Below are 19,856 nucleotides of genomic sequence, written 5' to 3'. Positions count from 1 at the left end.
ATTTCAATAAAATCAGGATACAACATGAAAAAATCAATAATTATTCTGCTTGCACTTATCGTCCAATTTACACAGGGACAGCAATCTATCGAACCCGTGGATAAAATTTGGACCCTGGATGAATGTATCTCATACGCCTTAGAACATAATATTACCGTAAAACAAGCTGTTTTGGAAAAGAACGGTACGCTTCAGGACTTTAAGGAAGCTAAATCGGCCCGATTACCGAATCTTTACGGTTCTGCTTCACAAAACTTTACCAATGGTAATTCGATTGACCCGATAACCAGTGATTTTGTTTCACAACAGATCAATGCTACCAGTTTGGGACTCAATTCCTCGGTTACCCTTTTTCAAGGCAATCAGATTTCCAATGAAATAAAACAAAACAAATTATTGGTCGACCAATATTCCTTATATGAAGAAGAAGCCAAAAACAATATCATCTTGAGCATTACCGAAAGTTATATCCAATTACTTTACGGTAAAGAAAACATAACCATAGCCGAAAACAACCTCATCGCTTCCCAAAAAGAAGAGGAGCAGGCCAAGGCCCGCTTGGATGCAGGTTCCATAGCCATGAAGGATTATACCGACGCCCAATCGAATACGGCTACCAACGCCTATAACCTCATAACTGCCAAAAATGATTATGCCACACAGCTATTGACCCTTAAACAGCTCTTGGAGCTTCCGATCGGTACCTCGTTCCAAATAGCGGAAGTTGACGGCAATGGAAAGGAATTGGTCCCCGATTTGAATTTAGTCTATGAAAAGGCCCTAGAGAACCTACCGGAAATCAATGCGGGTAAGGTAAATGTTTCGGTTTTCGAAAAGGAACTCGATATTGCCAAAGGAGGGTATTTACCTACCCTTTCCCTATCGGGAAGCCTTGGCTCGGGATATACGTCTACACAGGATTATAATTTTTCAGATCAGTTGGATCTAAACTTCAACCAAAGGGTCGGACTCTCGTTAAGCGTGCCTATTTTCAACAGAAACCAAACTAAAACGGATGTTGAAAACGCCAAAATAGATATTGAAATCGCAAAACTGGATCTCGCCCAAGAAGAAAAAGATCTTTATCAAAAAATAGAGTCGGCTTGGCAAAATGCCCTTGCGGCACAAGGCCAAATGTCGGCAGCGGAAGTGGCGAAGAACGCCGCAGGGGAATCGTACCGATTGGCCCAAAAACAATATGAGTTAGGGGCATTGAGTACCACCGACCTTGTAGTGAGCCAAAATACGTATACCAACGCGGAACAGAATTATTTACAGGCCAAATACCTTAGCCTGCTTTACACCCAATTATTACAATTTTATCAAGGAAACGACATTAAACTTTAATCAAATGAAAAACAAAAAGAAATTAATAATAGGCGGTATAGCTGTATTGATAATTGCCTTAATTGGGTACAGCTTTTTAAAGAGCGATGACGACGCCGTCATTGAGGCACAGACCCTTACAGTCAAAAAAGGGGATGTAACCACCATGGTAACGGCCACCGGCACCATAGAACCCACCAATCAAGTAGATGTCGGTACGCAGGTTTCCGGGGTGGTCAAAAAAATCTATGTGGACTACAACAGTATCGTCAAGGAAGGTCAATTGATCGCGGAACTGGATAAAACGAATCTAAGGGCTGCCCTAATGCAGGCACAGGCATCCTATGACAATGCCATTAGTCAAAGAAACTACATGCAGACCATTTTTGAACGGCAAAAAACATTGTATGAAAATAAAGTCATTAGCAAATCGGATTATGATGACGCCCTCTACAATTATGAAACAGCCAAAGGTACGGTTACCCAACGGTTATCAGACTTGCAAGAAGCAAAGACCAACTTGGGTTATGCGAACATCTACTCCCCCATTAATGGCGTCGTATTGTCTAGGGATATCGATGAAGGCCAAACGGTGGCAGCAAGTTATAGCACTCCTACCCTTTTTACCATTGCCCAGGATTTAAAGGAAATGCAGGTTGAGGCCGATGTGGATGAAGCCGATATAGGCGGTGTCAAAGAAGGTCAAAGGGTGACTTTCACCGTGGATGCCTATTTAGGGGAAACTTTTGAAGGTACCGTAACACAAGTTCGTTTGGATTATACGGAAACATCCAATGTCATTACCTATACGGTGGTGATAAAGGCAGACAATCCCGATCTTAAGCTTAAACCAGGTCTTACGGCCACCATTTCAATCTATACCTTAGAGCTCAAGGATGTCTTGACCACAGAGGCCAAAGCCATTAATTTTAAACCAACCCCACCGATTCTAATGGCCTACAACGAGCAACACAATATAGGATTCGAACCTCCAAAAGGAGGGCCTATGCCAGATGAAGAAGGAACAACACAAGTGTGGGTTTTAGAGGACAATGGGGCCATTTCCCCTAAAGAAGTAACCCTTGGTGCCAGTAACGGCGTCAATGTACAGCTATTGGACGGTGTCGAAGAGGGTGACAAATTGGTATACAGCCTTAAATCGGAAAATCCTATCGAACAAGCCAGTGGAGGACCTGATGAGAGTCCGTTTATGCCTAAGCGACCAGGATCGAGTAAAAAAAAGTAAGCGAGCATGAATAAGGATATCATAAAAATAGAGAATTTAAAACGGGAGTTTACGATGGGTAACGAGATTGTCCATGCGTTAAAGGGTATTTCGTTTACCATTTCCGAAGGGGAGTTCGTTACCATCATGGGATCTAGTGGTTCGGGAAAAAGTACCATGCTTAATATTTTAGGGTGTTTAGATCAGCCAACATCGGGATTATACCAAATTGATGGGGTTAGCGTAAAAGATTTGAACAGAAATCAATTGGCAACAATTAGAAATGAAAAAATAGGGTTCATTTTTCAATCCTATAATTTACTGGCACGGACATCTGCATTGGAAAATGTAGAATTACCCCTGCTATACAACAGTAAGGTTTCTACCGACGAACGTAAAGAACGAGCCTTTAAGGCTTTGGAAATGGTAGGTTTGGGCGACCGTATGGACCACACCCCTTCACAGCTTTCCGGGGGGCAACAGCAAAGGGTGGCCATTGCAAGGTCTTTGGTCAACAACCCAGTTATGATCTTAGCGGATGAAGCAACCGGAAACCTGGACACTCGCACTTCTTACGAAATCATGTCCTTATTCCAAGAGTTGAATGAAAAGGGTATCACGATTACCTTCGTGACCCACGAGCCAGACATTGCGACCTTTAGCAGTAGAACCATTGTCTTGAAAGATGGCAACATCATTAAGGACTACCTCAATAAAGATATTCAATCAGCGGCTACTGAATTAGCCTCATTACCTGTAGAAGACCATTAATTATGAGACTATTGAATTTATTTAAAATTGCCTTTAAGGCCATTGTCCTCAACAAGATCAGAACCCTTCTCACCATGTTGGGCATCATCATAGGAGTAGCAGCCGTAATTGCCATGTTGGCCATAGGGGAAGGTTCAAAGCAAAGCATACGGAGTACCATCTCGAGCATGGGATCGAATATGATTACCATTAGACCCGGGGAAGATGATAGAGGTCCAGCAAGAGGAAGTGGTGGCGATGTGCAAACATTGACCTATAAAGATTACGAGGAGATAAAAGGGAAAACTACCTTATTAAATTACATTACACCTGTTGTAAATGGCAGTGGACAAGTAATCAACGGAGCCAATAACTGGCCATCTACCATTTTTGGTGTAAATCCCGAATACCTGGACATTAAAGTGGTCGGCCTTCAAAGTGGAAGTATGTTTACCGATGCCGAAGTACAAGCCGCTTCCAAGGTTGTTTTATTAGGTCAGACGGTTGTCGACAATGTATTCCCGGATGGCGAAGACCCTATTGGCAAACTGGTCCGCTTTAACAGTATTCCGTTTAAAGTTATCGGGGTATTGGAAGAAAAAGGGGAAAACACCTTTGGCCAAGATCAGGATGACGTGGTCATAGCACCTTTTTCTACCGTTCAAAAGCGTATTTTGGCCATTGACTATTTAAACCAAATCATGGCATCGGCAACAAGTGAAGACGATGCCCCGGAAGCCGTAACACAAGTTACCGAAATATTACGCTCCCGACACAAATTATTGGATAATGAAAATGATGATTTTACGGTACGTTCTATGGAAGAATTGATTTCAACATTCAGTTCTACCAGCGAAATGTTGACCGTACTCTTAGTGGCCGTAGCCGGTATCTCGTTATTGATCGGCGGTATAGGCATCATGAATATCATGTACGTATCGGTAAAAGAACGCACTAAGGAAATCGGTTTGCGAATGGCCGTTGGCGGCAAAGGTTCCGATATCTTGATGCAGTTTTTGATCGAAGCCATTTTAATCAGTATCACCGGTGGACTTATAGGTGTAACCTTAGGGCTAGGATCTACGATTTTTATCGAGAAATTCTTACATTGGCCCACCAGTGTCGCTATGTATTCGATTATCATATCGTTCGCCGTTTGTGCCGTTACAGGTATATTCTTTGGATGGTATCCTGCAAAGAAAGCAGCGGCATTAGATCCGATCACGGCTTTGCGCTATGAGTAAATAAGAAAAGATGGAATTGAACCGTAAAAAATATTTATTTCCCTTGTTGCATGTTCTGGCATGGTTGCTATTGTTCAGCATGCCCTATTTGTTGTCGCAAGGACAAAACCAAAATTCCCAAGTAGTGACCCGATCATTGATACACACTTGGGTTCCTTTGTTTTTTTATGCCTTCATTTTCTACATCAATTACCTCTTTTTGATTGATAGATTCTTTTTTGGCAAAAGGATAGTTCTCTTTTTTATCATCAATATCGTATTGATCACAGTCTTGGTTTGGGCGAACCACGAACTGAGGGGTTTTCTTTCCAACATTTTCATCCTGATTGATAATCCTGAGAACAAGCCCCCAAGAAAGATATTCTGGTATCTTGACTTTTTCGCCTCCCTTGTCCCCCTCGCTTTCTCCATCGCCTTAAAGACCACCGAAAGATGGAAAAAGACCGAGACCGAACGCAAGGAGGCAAAGAACGTCCAATTGCAATCCGAGATCCAACATCTAAAATATCAATTGCAACCCCATTTCTTCTTCAATGCGCTGAACAATATTTATTCGCTGGTAGACCTCAATCCGGTAAGTGCCAAAAAAACCATTCACAGCTTGGGTAAACTCATGCGGTACCTGTTATACGATACCGAAACCGAAAAAGTACCCTTACAAAAAGAACTGGATTTCATGACCCAATATATTGAACTCATGAAACTACGGTTTACGGATAAGATCAAAATATCCTACTCGTTCCCCAAAATGGTCCCCAATATAAAAGTAGTACCCCTTCTGTTCATTACCTTGGTAGAGAATGCCTTTAAGCACGGTGTATCTGCAGGCAGACCCTCGAACCTGGACTTTAAATTGGAGATTGAAGCGACCAAATTGACCTTTACCGCCACCAATCCCAATTTACCGAAGAACACCAATGATAAAAGTGGCTCAGGAATAGGTTTGGAAAATTTGGAAAAACGGTTACGATTATTATATCCCGATCAGCATCATTTCGTTTATAAGGTGGAAGATGGTATCTTTATAGCCATTCTGACCTTAGAAACTTGATCGTAAATGAAGCCCAATCCCATTAGCTGTATCGTTGTAGATGATGAACCCATGGCCTTACAACTTATAGAAGGCTATGTATTGAAAACCCCCTTTTTAGTCCTTAAGGAAAAATGTGAAAGTGCCCTGGAGGCACTGACCTTTATGGAAAATGAGCCGGTCGATTTGATTTTCCTGGACATTCAGATGCCCGATCTTACAGGGATAGATCTTTCCAAGTTGATTTCCAAAAAAACCCGTGTCATCTTCACCACGGCATTTTCAGAATATGCGTTGGAAGGTTTTAAAGTCGAGGCTTTGGATTATTTGTTGAAACCCTTTGATTATGCCGAATTTTTATCGGCCGCAAACAAAGCCAAAGACTGGTTTGCCTTGGTCAGGGGCAAAACACAGAAGGCCGCTACCAAAGACAAAGAATTCCTATTCGTTAAATCGGACTATAAACAATTGAAGATCTACTTGGATAATGTTCTTTATTTTGAAGGTTTAAAGGACTATATCAAGATTTGGCTCAAAGACCGGCCAAGACCCATATTGACCCTGATGAGCCTTAAAAGCCTCCAGGAAGAACTTCCTCCTGATAAGTTCATGCGCATACACCGTTCATTTATTGTTTCCTTAGAGGCCATCGATGTCATAGAACGGAGTCAAATCATTATCGGAGATCAACGGATTACCGTTTCGGAAAATTATAAACCGGAATTTTTGGCCTATATCGCTAAAAACAGCTTGGATTGATTTCATCTTAAATGGTTCAACCCAGATCCAAAGGGGATGGGACTATATGCCTATTTCTTTTTGGATCCGCACTATATCCAAATTCAACAACAACGTTACCAGATTAGGGTACATTTTTTCATGATACCCAAAATCCCTGTACCTGAATTCGGCAATGGCCTTTTCCTTAGGCCACTTTTCAAATACCATCCGGTACGCTGCCGCAATGGCCCCCGTACGATCCGATCCATGCCAACAGTGAATCAATACCGGACTTTCGGCTACCCCGATGGCCTTTAAAACCGTTATTATTTTAGTTTCATCAAGTTCTGCCGCTTTCAATGGTAAATTCACCACCTGTAATTCGGTACCCACGACTTTCCTATCGTCCTTTTTCTGTCGCCTTAAATTAAGGACGGTTTTAACCCCAAGCGATTGGAGTTCTTTAAACCCTTTTTTACTGGGCTGCTCGGACCGGAACATGGAATCGTTCAAACGGTACAGCCTTTTGAAATTCGTGGAACCGATCTTTTCAAAATCGTTTTGCTGGGCATAGGAGGCTATGCCAATACAAAGGAAAACCAGGAGCAACCACTTTTTATACATTCCCATTTTTATTAAATCCAATTCCGAACAAAATTATAATTGGACAGTTACCTTCCCGCCTACATAAATCGAAAAAACAGGGTAACGACCAGGGCCAATCGACCCAAACCCTTACCCTGCTTTTTTTTATACTGATACTCGACGTATTCCAGTTTTTTTCTAGTCCTCTATGATACCCACGACTTCATAAGCCCTGGTACCATCCACTTGAACTTTTTCATACAGCACCCCATTGGCTTCATACAGTAAATCGCCATCATACTCTACCTTCTCATAGTTATCGGGCAACTCATAGATTACAGTGCCTAGTTCAGGGTAAACCACTTCGTATTCATCACCGCTGGGCTCATAATATACCCCATCGAAATAAAAATAACTCCTTCCGGCGAATACAATGGTTCTAAAACCTGGAGGTAAGATGCCTATTCGCAAGCCAACCCGAGGGGCAACGTGAATATACCTACCATTGTAATACCTATAATACCTATTGTTCGAGAAAAAGTATTTTTCACCTCTTGTCGAAACGATCGTTCTCTTATTCGGTATTGTCCGAACCGCAAGTACCTTAGCCCTAGGTTTTTTATAGGTCACCTTGGTTCTCGGCACCCTTACGACCTTGGAAGTAGTGGCTACCTTACTGGTTCTTCTTTGTGCATTTGCTTCGTTTATAAAAGCTGTTGACAGTACAACTCCTAACATTAAAATAATTGCCTTTTTCATAATAATGGAATTTTAATTATTAGCTTTTTAATGTCATTTTGACCCAGCTTTTTACAATAGGTTTAATTTGATATTTGTAATTAACACTATTTTAAATAGCCTACTGCTTAAAAAATACCATCAATTGATCAATCGTTTTTGGAACCAAAGATCGGCGAAGCTCAAATTCAAGGTAAGTAAATGATAGTTTTCCTTTACGAGTATATTTTCTATCTGCCCTTTTGCACCATAACTGTACGAGAGGTTCATCAAAGATCGTAGGCCTTGGCCAATGGGCAAGCCTATACCCGCGGTAATATTATAGCTATCTACCTTTATGCCGTTGACGGCCAAATATCCGTTGTCATAATTGAATCCTGCACGGTAGCGGATACGATCGGCATATTTAAAACTAGTGGGGTTATTCACATATTCGGCTCCAAAGGACACAATATCCTGGTCTTCATACTTGCCCAGATTTTCTTCCTGTCCGGTCTTACTCCAATAGTTCTTTTTATAATCCGCACTCAATGTCAATGACTCCATTACCCTAGCACTGAAACCGATCCCTACTTCCAAGGGCATATCAAAATCATCGACCGTATCACTTTCGTCATCCTCAACGGTTATTTCCGAACCATCCAAATACTTTACTACCGTACGGGTAAGATTACCTTTTAAACTTGAAGGAAGTTGCATTGTACTTCCCATGGTGATTTTATCCGTAATATCGAATTGCATTCCAAGTCCGACTCTAAAACCTGAATAATTGGTTTCCTCCGAAGTACTTAGAGCACTACTACTTATCACAAAATACTCTTGTTCCTCTATGTTACCGAACAAAAACGAAGTACTTAGACCGAACCGTAAGATATCGGTAACTGCGTAACCTATGTTCAATTTAAGGTCACTAAGTCCACCAAGACCTGAAACATTACTTTCAAAAGTTTCGGTCGAACCTTCAATATTCGTTTCCAAACCTACCAAAGTATAACCTACATCGGTATAAGGTACCATGGTAATACCCATCCCCAGTCCTTCCGTAATACGGAATGCCACGGCCAAGTCGGCAAAGTTCAAGGTTGTTTTGGATTCGTTATCGGTTGAGCTACTATAGGTATTGTACCCCCCTCGTATTCCGACATCATAGTAAAATGAATTTGCGGGTATCAAACCATAATTTGCGGCATTCAAATTGTTGATTTGGGTATCTGTACCTATACCTATACCGGTATATCCCAAACCATTGGTAAAACCGATACTGGACTGGTTGATGACCCCTAACCCATATAAAGAATAGGGAGAACTTGTCAACGCCTCGGATTGGGCCGTTATGGAATTTAATGCCAAAAGAATGACAGCGAGTATAAAGTAAGGGGTTTTATTCATCTTCATCGTAAATGGCATATATTATTTCTAGTTGTGGGCTCTCCGAGTCCAAATTCGCATCCAAGATCACTCGGTCCACTTTGGAAGTGTAGTCGCTAGGTAACAGGATCAAGGCATCCGTATTATCCAAATCGGTCTCCAATATGTCTTCCAAATAACTACTTAAAGACACTTCATAATAGATATCATCGAATTCTTCGTTATCCGTATTTAAAATGGCCTCCATGGATGTTTGGTACGATAGATCATTGTTTTGATCGACCACATAAACCCCTAGGGTATCCTGAAGCATCAAATAATCGTTATAAGAGTTCGCCTGGGGTTTTATACGCAATGTTGCACTGAGTAAGGTACCCTGCCCTTGGATATCGCCCAGCGATTTTAAATACGGGATCTCTATCCTAGTGGTTATTCCTATACCCGACTGCACAAAACTTTGATCTTGCGCATCCTCGCTATAGAGATTGACCTCATTATCGGTTAAGCCCGATAGATAGGAAATGGGATCGGCCGCGGAAATCTGATTGAAAAAAGGAACCGGAGAACTAGTGGTATTTATCGTAAAAGAGGTATAATAATCCTCAGTATCCGTTTCCCCTGCTATACTATAATAAAGGCGCATATCGGAGGACAACGAGAATCCCAAAACGGTGCCATTGGCAGTGTCATCGGGCTGAATGACAAAACCTTTAAAGTAATCGACAAATTCATCATAATCGGTCAAGTCCTCATCCTGCAGTTTTTGGAACAAATCCAACCCAAAGGTATCGTCTAACTTAATGTATATCGAGTCCCTCCCTATAGGTCTGGGGGCAACGGTGATCGACCCCAGGTCATCTTCATAATAATCAACACTACTGGTGTTATAAAAATAATCATCTTCCGAATCAGGACTCAAAGCCTCACTCAATTCCTTGATATGGTAAGTATTTTCGGCTATGGTATCGTTATAATAATAATTGTCGTAACGGAGTATGAAAACGATACTGTCATAATAAGCATCCTCATCAATATCATACGAAGAAGGCACCATTTCTATAAAGCTTGAACTCTTTATCGTTCCAAATACGGGATCGGTGTATTCCCCCACCAACATCCTACTACCATCGGAAGTCACGATACTGTCAAATTTCATGGTAGACAACTTCACCGTAAGACTATCAAGCAGCAGTACACGCACATTGCTATCGGTGAAAGTTTCCCCGGCCAGAAAATCAGAATCGTTGATCGAATCGTCGCTACAGGAAGCGAACAAAACAAGGCAACAAATTAGTAATAGGATATTCTTCATAAAAAAATTAATTTGGTCGCAAAAGTATAACCACTATAGTAAGACAAAAACCACAATAGACCAAACCCGATAGTTATTAGACCAATACAGTAATTTAGACGATTAAACATGTTATCGATTTCGTCGACTAAATTACATGGTTCATACGTTAAAAGAGCGCATTCATCTATTTCAGTTTCAATCATAGGTATACTGCGCTAGTTTTGAACAAAATTTTAATTAAAGAGTAGGAAAACCATTAAAGAGAAGGAAAACAAAAAGACATTATGAAAAACTTACTGCAATACCACTTTAAACATATAGCCATGATGGGCGTTGTATTATTTACGCTATCTAGTTGTTCGAGTGATGATGATGACTATGAAGGAAACTGGATAGAAAGATCTGTTTTTGATGGCGTAGCCCGTAGTGGTGTCGCCGGATTTACCATCGGCGATATAGGTTATATGGGTACGGGTTATGATGGTGACGATTACCTTACCTCTTTTTGGTCTTATGATATCGATGGCGATTATTGGGTTCAAAAAGCCGATTTCCCTGGAAGTGCCAGAAATGCGGCCGCAGGTTTCCAGGTCGATGGTACGGGATATATTGGTTCAGGATATGACGGTCTTGATGAATTGACCGATTTTTATGCCTACAACCCAAGCTCGAACACATGGTCACAAATTGCCTCCATATCATCCCCAAGACGTAGTGCTACAGCATTCGGCATTAATGGTTACGGATATTTCGGCACAGGATACGATGGTGAAAACGACCGTAAGGATTTTTGGAAATATGACCCCAGCTCTGACACATGGACCGAAATGGTCGGCTTTGGTGGAGACAAAAGAAGGTCTGCCACAAACTTTATCATAGATGACCTTGTTTATCTAGGAACAGGGGTTTCCAACGGTGTTTACGTAGATGATTTCTGGGTATTCGACCCTTCTACGGAATCCTGGACCGAAAAATTGCCATTGGATGAAGAAGATGATTATAGCATCACAAGAAGTAATGCCGCAGGATTCACCATAGATGGATACGGATATATCGCTTGTGGTACTTCAGGAGGAACATTGACTACAGTTTGGAAATATGATCCAAGCGATGATACTTGGGAAACCAGAACCAGTTTTGAAGGTACTTCAAGACAAGACCCAATCGCCTTCTCTAACGGCTCACGTGCATTTGTCGGACTAGGCCGTACGAGCAGTCTTTATTTGGATGACCTTTATGAGTTGTATCCCTTTGACGAATATGATGACGAGGACTAGCTTGCAAATTATTTGCTGAGTGACAGTTGAATAAGTTTAGTAATGGGGCGGTGCTTTTCGTAAGTATCGCCCCATTGCAAAATTATATGAATATGAAAACCACATTAAAAAACAAATTGGCCTTTATAGGGATCATAGTATGCCTATTAAGTGGTGTCCTTTTCTTTGGAAGCTGTACGGACCAGAAAAAGGGCATACGGTCAGAAGTTTATCCTGTGGAGGAAGGTTTTGGATATCGAATCTTAAACCATGCCAATAAGGTGTTGATCCAACAAGGCAACATTCCCGCAATACAAGGTAACCATCCTTTTACTACTGCTGAAGATGCTGAAAAAACGGCTGAAATGGTCATTTCCAAAATATTGAACGGAGAGGACCCCAGACTATCACTCTCAGATCTTGAACATTTGGAAATTGACATTCCCGTAGTAAAAAAATCCATTGAATGACCCTTCAAAAGAAGAACATACCACAAGTCTTGGTGCACGTTTTTTTATGGTTTGCACTTTATGGCTTGCTTCTATATCCTTTTTTCGCCCTTTCCCGTCCGTTACCCAGCGGTTTACTTATCAAGATAATGACAGCAACCCTGCTGTTCTACATCAATTATTTTTTTCTTGTACCCCATCTTTTACTGAACGGCAAAAGACTTTCATTCCTCCTAGTAACGCTATCCCTATTGGGGTTTGTCATCTTATTGATGCATAATTTGTACCCCCCGTTTCAAGAGGGGGAATATCTGAACACCCTACCGCCAGAGCCATTCCAAAATGACTTACTGAGATTCCGATTGCCCCTGATGCCAATAATTAATTTTGGCGTACCTTTGCTTTTTTCAACCATGTTAAGGGTCTATACAGGGTGGCAAAAGAACGAAGACCTAAGAAAATCGATAGAAAAAGAGAAGGTACAGTCGGAGCTTCAGTTTTTAAAGGCACAATTGAACCCCCATTTTCTTTTTAACTCCCTGAATACTATTTACTCCTTATCGGTAAAAAAATCGAACGACACCTCCGAGGCCATCATCAACCTATCGGAATTAATGCGGTATATGCTTTATGAAGCCGATAAGGACAAAGTACCTCTAGACAAGGAAATAGAATACATTAAAAGCTATGTGGCCTTACAACGGCTACGGCTTGCGAACAGTGAGAACGTGAATTTAAAAATTACAGGGGACGATCATAAAAAATATGTACCACCCCTATTGTTTATATCATTTATTGAAAATGCCTTTAAATACGGGACCGATTATTTTGGAAAAACGAAGGTGCAAATTAATTTTCTGATCCTACAAGATTCCATACATTTCAATGTCGTGAACAGTATAGGCAACCAAAAACCAAAAACCAATAGCAGTGGTCTAGGTCTCGAAAATATAAAAAGCAGGCTTAAGTACCTCTATCCCAATTCCCACGAATTAGTGATAACCGACGATGGGGAGACGTATAATGTTGATCTGAAAATAAATCTTTAATCATGAACTGTATAATCATCGATGACGAACCCTTGGCCATAGAAGTATTATCCGGCTATTGTAAAAAACTGGGATTTATTGAGGAAATAGGCAGCTTCACCAACCCTTTGGATGCCATTACGGTCATTAAAGAGCAAAAGGTTGATCTTATTTTTTGTGACATTGAAATGCCACAATTAAGTGGATTGGAATTCATAAGTGCACTGGAAAACCGACCTTTTTTCATATTTACCACAGCCTATTCACAGTATGCCGTAGAAGGTTTCGAACTGAATGCCGTGGATTATCTGGTAAAACCCATTCCTTACCATCGTTTTATAAAAGCTGTTTCCCGGGTAAAAGAACTTATGTCCCTGAAAGAGCAACCCATTTCAGCCAATGTTTTTCCCTCGAATGGAGAAGCAGTAATCGAAAACCAAAAATTCATTTTTGTCAAGTCCGAACATGAGAGTGTAAAAATAAACCTTGATGAAATAAAATATATCCAAGGGCTGAAAGATTACTTAAAAATACATATTGCAGACTCGAATAAAACCATATTGACATTGTTGAGTTTTAAGGATTTGATGGAAAAACTTCCCCCAAACCAATTTCTCCGCGTACATAAATCCTATGTGGTCAATGTTGATTTTATTCGCTCCGTTCAACGAAACCGTATCGTAATCGATGAGATTCGCATACCTATTGGCGATAGCCATAAGGCACAGTTCTTTTCCAGTTTAGGCATATAACCGTCCGTACCCCCACGACACTTTAAATAGATACGCACCCGTCCTATTTTTAAAGCGAATAAATCCAAAACCCCTAAATGCCCCGTGACGATCGAAGGCAATATCCTATTCCTTTCCCAGATAATTTTCCACCCAAGTCATTAAGGCTTTTCCGTGGATATTTTTAGCGACGACCACCCCTTGGTCATCCAATATAAAATTGGCCGGAATGGTCTGCACACGGATTTTTTTCAAGAAGGGCGCATCGTCTCCCTCCAAATCAGAAGCTTGCAGCCATCGATCTGCCCCATCCCTTACCATGGCCGTTTTCCAGGCCGAAGCATTACTTTCCAAACCATAAGCGATAATCTGTAAACCCTTATCGTGATATGTATCCCACAGGGGCACTAAAACCTCCCGGTTTTCCAAGCGACAAGGGGCACACCAAGATGCCCACAAATCAATCAACGTGAGTTTATCACCCAAAACATCCTTTAGGTCGAAGGTATCCTTTGTAATCGTGGGCAAGGTAAGATTTGGAAATCCGTCCCCTACCAAAACCGGCAAATTAGCGGGCTCACTCCGTTCACACAGTTGTTTTACCCAAGGATGACCTGGTTGTTTTTCCTTCCATTTTTCGCATTGACGTACCAAAAATTCAGGCACACGTTCATAATCATCTTCCGGACTAACCCATCTAAATGCCACCAGTGCCGGCATTAGGAGTTGGCTACTATCCGCAAACTTGATCAGTTCGGTCTGGTATTGCAAAATCGCATGCTCCTTATCCAACAATTGACTCCCTTCCTCCAATTGCCATTGTTTGCCTTCTAGATAAGTTTTATAGGCTTTTTGGCCGACATCCCTTAAGTACAATAAAGCCTTATTGTTCTCTGAAGGATTTTCTATCGAAAAACTATTTTGAAATGCATCCCCATCAGCTGTTATTTCCAAAAACGCTCCCGCTTGCCATAAAAAAGGCATATAATTGGAACGGACAACATCATCGGTTTTCAAATAATTGGGGTATTTCCCGGATTGCCCCAAAGCCAACTCCAAGAGCACGGGGCCTTGGGTCTGTGGCGGATTAGTGAATTCAAAATTACCATCAGGTCCAACCACCGCCGAATCCAGGACCTTTCCGAAATAAGATGCCCCTACCTCCCGTAAGTTTTCCGGTTGGATCAGATACAGCTTTATGTCCTTTCCTTCCGCACCTTCCAATCTACCGGAAATATAGGCCGGGGAATCACAAGCCAACAAAGTAAAAGCCATGACGATAAAACCTAGGATACTTCTTTTCAGGATAATTCCCATACTTTCCTATTTAATACCACAAAGGTATTCAAATACCCATTCCCCATCAATTTACAATGGCCCATTCCCGAAAATTATCGGACATCGACCGATCTTATCCGCCATTCCGGAAGTCCTTTTACATTATAATCAATGGCGGTTATTTTTAATTTTAACCACGTCCAATAGGACGAATCCAATTTCCAATCCGCTTTCAACCCAACGGGTATTTTTATGCCATTACGTAATTCCGTTTTGATGGCCGTAACCACCCACTCCGTAGGTGTCGCATCGTTTACGTCCTTATACCGCAGCGCTACGAATTTCTTGAAGGTTCCATTTTCGTCAAAGTGGAATACCCCCGAACCTTTGGTTCCGCAATACTCCATGGTCGCCTTTGCCGAATTGACATCTACTTTTTGCCATGTGATATACGGACTTAGGGCTGCGGAAGGAAACCAAACCGTTTCAGCCAAATAGCGTTGTAAGGTAGCCTGATTCAGCTTTTCATTATTTTTGGCATCGGCGAGCGCAAAGCGTGAAAACAATTTAATCGTCATTTCCCCTTGTCCGTTTTCAAATTTGTCCCTTCCCACCACGGGCATCAACGGATTCATTTTCATGCGCACCGACCAATTAAATGCTGGAGGTTCAACAGTGAAATACTGCTTTGCCTTGGCATTGGCCCACTTCTTTTGACTTGGTTTTAGCAACATCTTTAGATCTTGCTCCAAATAGACACTGTGAACCGGTTCACGACCAACGATACCACTATTCAAAAGCCATTTTTGAATGATGGACGGCAAGTTCGAAAGCATTTGTCCAGATACCATCCCCTTGGACGAGGCACTCGCTTTATCCAACATCCGTGCGGTTTCCGCATCGACCAATTTGCCGAAGCTGTTTCGTGAAAATGCCATGAAAATCCTTATTTATCCGCCCACTATTTCCTTATAAAAAAATTTGTCCCTCCTCTTACCTTTTACACCCATTAAATGTAATGAATTATCGCAATTTGCAAAAACACAAACCACTACTATCCAATAATTTAAATCGATTGAAACACAAAAGAAGCGACCCAATTGAAATAGGCGCAAAATTGACGGTTAGTATAGCTTTTTGTGATGTTTCCCTGATCTATATTTTACCTTCTACCGGACCTTTTTAAACGGTTAATACACGAGCTTCAATCACAAAGTACTGCTACCCCCCACACAGTAAGCTTCTGAATGAGACCAAAAGGAGTTTAGAGGGACCTGCATGACAAGGCACCACACAACCACGGAAAAGTCGACTAAGGGCCCATAAAAAACGCTTCAGGGTAGATATCTTCCCCGAAGCGTTTTTCGATATTCCAATTCCTATGAATTGCAAAGTCTTTAGGTGGAACAGGAACCGTTTCGATCGACCCGAAAACAAATCGGCATTACATTCAATCCAAGTCGGCTCAATTGATTCCCTATCCTAAAGTAATCCCCTTTTTTTTCTAATCGAAAATCATGGGCAATCGTATTTGTGACGGGTAGTCTGAGGAATGGTGCACCTTATTATGGGCAATCACACCTTCCTTTTCGTCATAATTATTACCACCAGTATTTAGATTACGTGCAAAACGAGGGAAATTACTACTGGATATTTCAATACGTATACGATGTCCTTTCCCAAAATAATTGCTGGTCGACATAGGGGTCAAATCTACCTTATAGACTTTATCCTTTTCCATGAATACTTCTTTATCATAACCCTCACGATATCTTACACGCTGAATGGTTTCATCCAAATTGTAAGCTCTCCCATCAGGATAGACATCGATAAGTTTAATGGTAAAATCAGTATCTTTTACATCGGAAGATACATATAATGAAGATTCGATAAAACCGGAAACCTCAACACCTTTTTGCAACACATCGGTGGTATAGACCAAAATATCATTTCTAGTCTCCATTTGTTGCTGGTCGAAAGCCCCTCCTTGAACGGCATTCCCGGTACAACAAACATTCCCCCCATGCGAAGGTACGGGAAGCATCGGGTCATAGGTGAAACCATCCGGATTATCGGAACCCGCCTTTGACGTGGTCAACTTTCCATCTCCGAAAAAGCTATTGGCCCCACCTTCACTGTTCAAATAATACGTTGTCAATTTTGCTTCCTTAGGAGGCCAAGTCTCCGATGCCTGCCATTTATTGCTTCCCATGGTATAATATTGCACCCTAGGCGTTTTCTCCTTAAAATCGTTTTGCTCCCCTTTGAGCCATAAATCGAACCAAGCATAAATCTGCTCATCATAATTAAGTCTGGCATCGCCGACACTTCGTTCGCCAACAATGGTATTTTCAGTTGCCCGGGTATAAGCACAATGCAAGGTCGGAGCAATGACCAAGTATTGGTTATCCCTAACCGTTGCATCCTTCGCATTATTCCTGACATGATTGAACAAAGCCAGATTTGGGGTTATGGAAACATCGTACCATGATGCAAACCAAAAACTAGGGACCCCGATTTCCATATTGTCATGATAAATACCCCCTTTAAACCAAGCTTCATCATTGGGTTTACGGCGTATCATTTTATCAAAGATCTCACGTTTTCCATTTATATTCTTCAATATGTCCTGAATCGGTAAATGATTCAGAGCTTCAGCCATATCCACCGGCGGACTTTCAGGATCCAGATCGTAAAATCTTGAAATCCTGATTAAATCTTCCTGGGTTGCCCCTTCGGGGATCCGCGGTTTGAATTTATCTTGCTCAACACGATATAACCAAGCAAAGAACAACATCTGTTCCGCACCTCCACGGTACCAGTTACCTTGTTCATTGATAGTGCCGACCCGACCTACACCTGCCCCAAAACCTTGGGGAACCATAGCAGCATGGGAGGGATGGTCCAAAGCGGCTACTGCCATTTGCCATTCGGCAGTCGAAGAACAACCTAAAGTACCGATCTTACCATTGGACCAAGATTGATTTTTCATCCAGGTAAATGCATCATAGCCATCGGTCAACGGCACTCCCAAAATATCCCATTCCCCTTCCGAAAAATACCTTCCGCGTTCATTCTGCACCACATAGGCATATCCCCTCTTAACAACCGCCAATGCTCTTTGGGCGGTTCGTGTTTTTTGCTCCCCATCTCCCCATGAATTGAAATTATATGGCGTACGCGAAAAAATAATAGGGACTTTCTGATCTGTTTTGGGACGATAGATATCGGTAGCCAAGCGAATACCATCGCGCATCGGCACCATTACCTTTTGGTCCACGATGGCAATTTCCTGAAGTTCTTTCAGAACATCGCCCTGAGCCATAAGGGTATTACCCAAAAAGAAAAAAGCAATTACAATTAAGTTCAATAGTTTCCGCCTTCCCAAGGTTTTGACAGAATCGGGTATACACAACCCGCTTTCGGCCTGTAATCGTACTCCGGTTTTTTTTAAGAATTTCATCATTGGTATATTGGTTGTTTTTTGGTTGGTGTTACCCAAAGTTGACAGTTTGGTCCATTTGTTTACGAACCATGAATTATTCGGTCATAAATATAACAGTTTCCACCTTACGTACCCTCCTGCGAAAAGTGGAATATCGGGCTATTTACTTTCAAAAAATACCTTTAGATGCTTGTTCGGGGTTTAATTCACCGATCTTTATTGAAAACATTCAAATAGTATAGGTTAAGGGCATCGGAATTGGCTATGGCAATATCCATCCAACCATCAGCATCTATATCCCCCACAACCACGTCGTATGTCCTGGATGCCATATCCGTCAAGTTGATTTGCTCGAAAGAATCACCCCCAATACTCATGAAAACCGTATTGGGCTTCTGGTAATTGGCCGTTACGATATCAATAAAACCATCCTTGTTGAAATCGGCCAGGGCGATACTATAGGTATCGGTATTCCCAACACCAAATGCCATGGTTTCCTTGAATTCAAAATTCTCGTTTCCAAAATAGATGATATTGGCACTGTTGATATTCCCGGTTACAATGTCCAAATATCCATCATTGTCCATATCGGCAACGGCAACAGAACGGGTTTCGAAGGTTCCCGACCCAAAGTCAAGTTTTTTAGTAAATTGCCTGTTACCTTTATTCATATAAATCTCATTTGGGATATTATCGCGGTTGGCAAGGATCAAATCGGGCAGGCCATCATTGTCCATATCTTTTATGGCTATATCAATCGTGGAATTCCGCTGGGTTTCCAATTTACTACAATCGAAGCTTAATCCCCCATTGTTATAACAGACCACGTTCTGCTGCCTTCTATTGGTTATAATAAAATCGACATATCCATTATTGTCAAGATCATCCAATGCCACATTTCTGGCATTGGAGCTTTCGGCCACTTCCGAATGAAACTTGAAGTGTCCCAAACCATCGTTTGTATAAATGACATGTGGTGCATCATCGTTTATTTCGATAATATCCAAATCCCCATCATTATCCAAGTCCACCAATTCCGCCGCATAGCTGGTTGAACTTAGCGGATCCAATCGACGCATGGAATTAAAACCTTTACCTGAATTGTAGAAGACAAAGTTGGTTTCGGGCCAATGCCGACCATTGGCGGTGACTGCATCAAGTTTCCCGTCATTATTGACGTCACCCAGACTAATAGAGGCACTTCTTTGTTTTACCGTACCGAAACTGAAACTCGGCTCATCAACGCCCATATCATTTCTCGAAAAAAAACCATGTTCCTGTGCCGTGGCCAACAATGGGAGAAAAAGGAAATAAAATTTAACGGTTCTTTTCATGAATAGTTTATTTAAGGAAAGATACAAGATAGCATTTACAAACAAAGCTGATTTG

18 protein-coding genes are annotated in these 19,856 nt (G+C 41.5%); 10 read left to right on the top strand and 8 right to left on the bottom strand.

Annotated features, from left to right (window positions below):
* Nucleotides 1-24 precede the first annotated feature (24 nt).
* From PHU20_RS09150 to PHU20_RS09125, 6 genes are read left to right on the top strand one after another with little or no spacing between them, the layout of a single operon-like run.
* Nucleotides 25-1,347 carry a TolC family protein gene (locus PHU20_RS09150; RefSeq protein ID WP_274825048.1) on the top strand — a complete coding sequence of 441 codons (1,323 nt, stop codon included), beginning with the start codon at nucleotides 25-27 and terminating at the stop codon, nucleotides 1,345-1,347.
* A gap of 4 nt (nucleotides 1,348-1,351) precedes the next feature.
* The gene (locus tag PHU20_RS09145) at nucleotides 1,352-2,572 is read left to right on the top strand and encodes an efflux RND transporter periplasmic adaptor subunit (protein WP_274825047.1); all 1,221 of its coding nucleotides are present in this window, start codon (nucleotides 1,352-1,354) and stop codon (nucleotides 2,570-2,572) included.
* A gap of 6 nt (nucleotides 2,573-2,578) precedes the next feature.
* The gene (locus tag PHU20_RS09140; RefSeq protein WP_274825046.1) at nucleotides 2,579-3,322 is read left to right on the top strand and encodes an ABC transporter ATP-binding protein; all 744 of its coding nucleotides are present in this window, start codon (nucleotides 2,579-2,581) and stop codon (nucleotides 3,320-3,322) included.
* 2 nt (nucleotides 3,323-3,324) lie between these two features.
* Nucleotides 3,325-4,545 (top strand): ABC transporter permease, encoded by a 1,221-nt coding sequence (locus tag PHU20_RS09135; RefSeq protein WP_274825045.1) that lies wholly within the window; start codon nucleotides 3,325-3,327, stop codon nucleotides 4,543-4,545.
* Between the two features lie 10 nt (nucleotides 4,546-4,555).
* On the top strand, nucleotides 4,556-5,596 hold the full coding sequence (locus PHU20_RS09130) for a sensor histidine kinase (protein WP_274825044.1): 1,041 nt from the start codon (nucleotides 4,556-4,558) through the stop codon (nucleotides 5,594-5,596).
* A 6-nt stretch (nucleotides 5,597-5,602) separates the two neighbouring features.
* Nucleotides 5,603-6,334, top strand: coding sequence for a LytR/AlgR family response regulator transcription factor (locus PHU20_RS09125; RefSeq protein WP_274825043.1), 732 nt, complete (start codon nucleotides 5,603-5,605; stop codon nucleotides 6,332-6,334).
* Between the two features lie 42 nt (nucleotides 6,335-6,376).
* Here PHU20_RS09125 and PHU20_RS09120 read toward each other — a convergent pair whose 3' ends face one another.
* The 4 genes from PHU20_RS09120 to PHU20_RS09105 form a co-directional block, all read right to left on the bottom strand.
* Nucleotides 6,377-6,919, bottom strand: a complete 543-nt coding sequence (locus PHU20_RS09120) for a tyrosine-protein phosphatase (protein WP_274825042.1) — start codon at nucleotides 6,917-6,919, stop codon at nucleotides 6,377-6,379.
* Nucleotides 6,920-7,078: 159 nt separating this feature from the next.
* Complete coding sequence (locus PHU20_RS09115; protein ID WP_274825041.1) at nucleotides 7,079-7,639, bottom strand: DUF6515 family protein; 561 nt, start codon at nucleotides 7,637-7,639, stop codon at nucleotides 7,079-7,081.
* A gap of 120 nt (nucleotides 7,640-7,759) precedes the next feature.
* The gene (gene bamG / locus PHU20_RS09110) at nucleotides 7,760-9,013 is read right to left on the bottom strand and encodes a BamG family beta-barrel-assembly machinery protein (protein WP_274825040.1); all 1,254 of its coding nucleotides are present in this window, start codon (nucleotides 9,011-9,013) and stop codon (nucleotides 7,760-7,762) included.
* Nucleotides 9,000-10,298 (bottom strand): DUF4270 family protein, encoded by a 1,299-nt coding sequence (locus tag PHU20_RS09105; RefSeq protein WP_274825039.1) that lies wholly within the window; start codon nucleotides 10,296-10,298, stop codon nucleotides 9,000-9,002. Before PHU20_RS09105 ends, bamG begins: the two co-directional genes overlap by 14 nt.
* Before the next feature lie 266 nt (nucleotides 10,299-10,564).
* On the opposite strand from PHU20_RS09105, the gene PHU20_RS09100 reads away from it, so the two are divergent.
* From PHU20_RS09100 to PHU20_RS09085, 4 genes are all read left to right on the top strand, one after another.
* Complete coding sequence (locus PHU20_RS09100) at nucleotides 10,565-11,557, top strand: Kelch repeat-containing protein (protein WP_274825038.1); 993 nt, start codon at nucleotides 10,565-10,567, stop codon at nucleotides 11,555-11,557.
* 92 nt (nucleotides 11,558-11,649) lie between these two features.
* Complete coding sequence (locus PHU20_RS09095) at nucleotides 11,650-12,006, top strand: DUF4907 domain-containing protein (protein ID WP_274825037.1); 357 nt, start codon at nucleotides 11,650-11,652, stop codon at nucleotides 12,004-12,006.
* Complete coding sequence (locus PHU20_RS09090) at nucleotides 12,003-13,034, top strand: sensor histidine kinase (RefSeq protein ID WP_274825036.1); 1,032 nt, start codon at nucleotides 12,003-12,005, stop codon at nucleotides 13,032-13,034. Before PHU20_RS09095 ends, PHU20_RS09090 begins: the two co-directional genes overlap by 4 nt.
* Before the next feature lie 2 nt (nucleotides 13,035-13,036).
* The gene (locus tag PHU20_RS09085; RefSeq protein ID WP_274825035.1) at nucleotides 13,037-13,765 is read left to right on the top strand and encodes a LytR/AlgR family response regulator transcription factor; all 729 of its coding nucleotides are present in this window, start codon (nucleotides 13,037-13,039) and stop codon (nucleotides 13,763-13,765) included.
* A gap of 105 nt (nucleotides 13,766-13,870) precedes the next feature.
* On the opposite strand, the gene PHU20_RS09080 is transcribed toward PHU20_RS09085, so the two are convergent.
* From PHU20_RS09080 to PHU20_RS09065, 4 genes are all read right to left on the bottom strand, one after another.
* Complete coding sequence (locus PHU20_RS09080) at nucleotides 13,871-15,061, bottom strand: TlpA family protein disulfide reductase (RefSeq protein ID WP_274825034.1); 1,191 nt, start codon at nucleotides 15,059-15,061, stop codon at nucleotides 13,871-13,873.
* A gap of 74 nt (nucleotides 15,062-15,135) precedes the next feature.
* The gene (locus PHU20_RS09075; RefSeq protein WP_274825033.1) at nucleotides 15,136-15,960 is read right to left on the bottom strand and encodes a DUF6920 family protein; all 825 of its coding nucleotides are present in this window, start codon (nucleotides 15,958-15,960) and stop codon (nucleotides 15,136-15,138) included.
* A gap of 566 nt (nucleotides 15,961-16,526) precedes the next feature.
* Nucleotides 16,527-18,488: a CocE/NonD family hydrolase gene (locus PHU20_RS09070; protein WP_274825032.1), complete on the bottom strand. Its 1,962-nt coding sequence runs from the start codon at nucleotides 18,486-18,488 to the stop codon at nucleotides 16,527-16,529.
* 185 nt (nucleotides 18,489-18,673) lie between these two features.
* Nucleotides 18,674-19,801: an FG-GAP repeat domain-containing protein gene (locus PHU20_RS09065; RefSeq protein WP_274825031.1), complete on the bottom strand. Its 1,128-nt coding sequence runs from the start codon at nucleotides 19,799-19,801 to the stop codon at nucleotides 18,674-18,676.
* Between the last annotated feature and the right edge of the window lie 55 nt (nucleotides 19,802-19,856).

Origin of the sequence: Maribacter polysaccharolyticus, assembly GCF_028882255.1 — a bacterium.
Classification (GTDB): Bacteria; Bacteroidota; Bacteroidia; order Flavobacteriales; family Flavobacteriaceae; genus Maribacter_A; species Maribacter_A polysaccharolyticus.
This window is presented reverse-complemented; position numbering and strand designations above follow the sequence as displayed.

Bases quoted from the DNA above. Each gene is read 5' to 3' on its own strand.
- PHU20_RS09130 (WP_274825044.1), top strand. From the start codon at position 4,556: ATGGAATTGAACCGTAAAAAATATTTATTTCCCTTGTTGCATGTTCTG.
- PHU20_RS09145 (WP_274825047.1), top strand. From the start codon at position 1,352: ATGAAAAACAAAAAGAAATTAATAATAGGCGGTATAGCTGTATTGATA.
- PHU20_RS09115 (WP_274825041.1), bottom strand. From the start codon at position 7,639: ATGAAAAAGGCAATTATTTTAATGTTAGGAGTTGTACTGTCAACAGCT.
- PHU20_RS09135 (WP_274825045.1), top strand. From the start codon at position 3,325: ATGAGACTATTGAATTTATTTAAAATTGCCTTTAAGGCCATTGTCCTC.
- PHU20_RS09075 (WP_274825033.1), bottom strand. From the start codon at position 15,960: ATGGCATTTTCACGAAACAGCTTCGGCAAATTGGTCGATGCGGAAACC.
- PHU20_RS09070 (WP_274825032.1), bottom strand. From the start codon at position 18,488: ATGATGAAATTCTTAAAAAAAACCGGAGTACGATTACAGGCCGAAAGC.
- PHU20_RS09100 (WP_274825038.1), top strand. From the start codon at position 10,565: ATGAAAAACTTACTGCAATACCACTTTAAACATATAGCCATGATGGGC.
- PHU20_RS09140 (WP_274825046.1), top strand. From the start codon at position 2,579: ATGAATAAGGATATCATAAAAATAGAGAATTTAAAACGGGAGTTTACG.
- bamG (WP_274825040.1), bottom strand. From the start codon at position 9,013: ATGAAGATGAATAAAACCCCTTACTTTATACTCGCTGTCATTCTTTTG.
- PHU20_RS09105 (WP_274825039.1), bottom strand. From the start codon at position 10,298: ATGAAGAATATCCTATTACTAATTTGTTGCCTTGTTTTGTTCGCTTCC.
- PHU20_RS09125 (WP_274825043.1), top strand. From the start codon at position 5,603: ATGAAGCCCAATCCCATTAGCTGTATCGTTGTAGATGATGAACCCATG.
- PHU20_RS09090 (WP_274825036.1), top strand. From the start codon at position 12,003: ATGACCCTTCAAAAGAAGAACATACCACAAGTCTTGGTGCACGTTTTT.
- PHU20_RS09065 (WP_274825031.1), bottom strand. From the start codon at position 19,801: ATGAAAAGAACCGTTAAATTTTATTTCCTTTTTCTCCCATTGTTGGCC.
- PHU20_RS09085 (WP_274825035.1), top strand. From the start codon at position 13,037: ATGAACTGTATAATCATCGATGACGAACCCTTGGCCATAGAAGTATTA.
- PHU20_RS09120 (WP_274825042.1), bottom strand. From the start codon at position 6,919: ATGTATAAAAAGTGGTTGCTCCTGGTTTTCCTTTGTATTGGCATAGCC.
- PHU20_RS09080 (WP_274825034.1), bottom strand. From the start codon at position 15,061: ATGGGAATTATCCTGAAAAGAAGTATCCTAGGTTTTATCGTCATGGCT.
- PHU20_RS09095 (WP_274825037.1), top strand. From the start codon at position 11,650: ATGAAAACCACATTAAAAAACAAATTGGCCTTTATAGGGATCATAGTA.
- PHU20_RS09150 (WP_274825048.1), top strand. From the start codon at position 25: ATGAAAAAATCAATAATTATTCTGCTTGCACTTATCGTCCAATTTACA.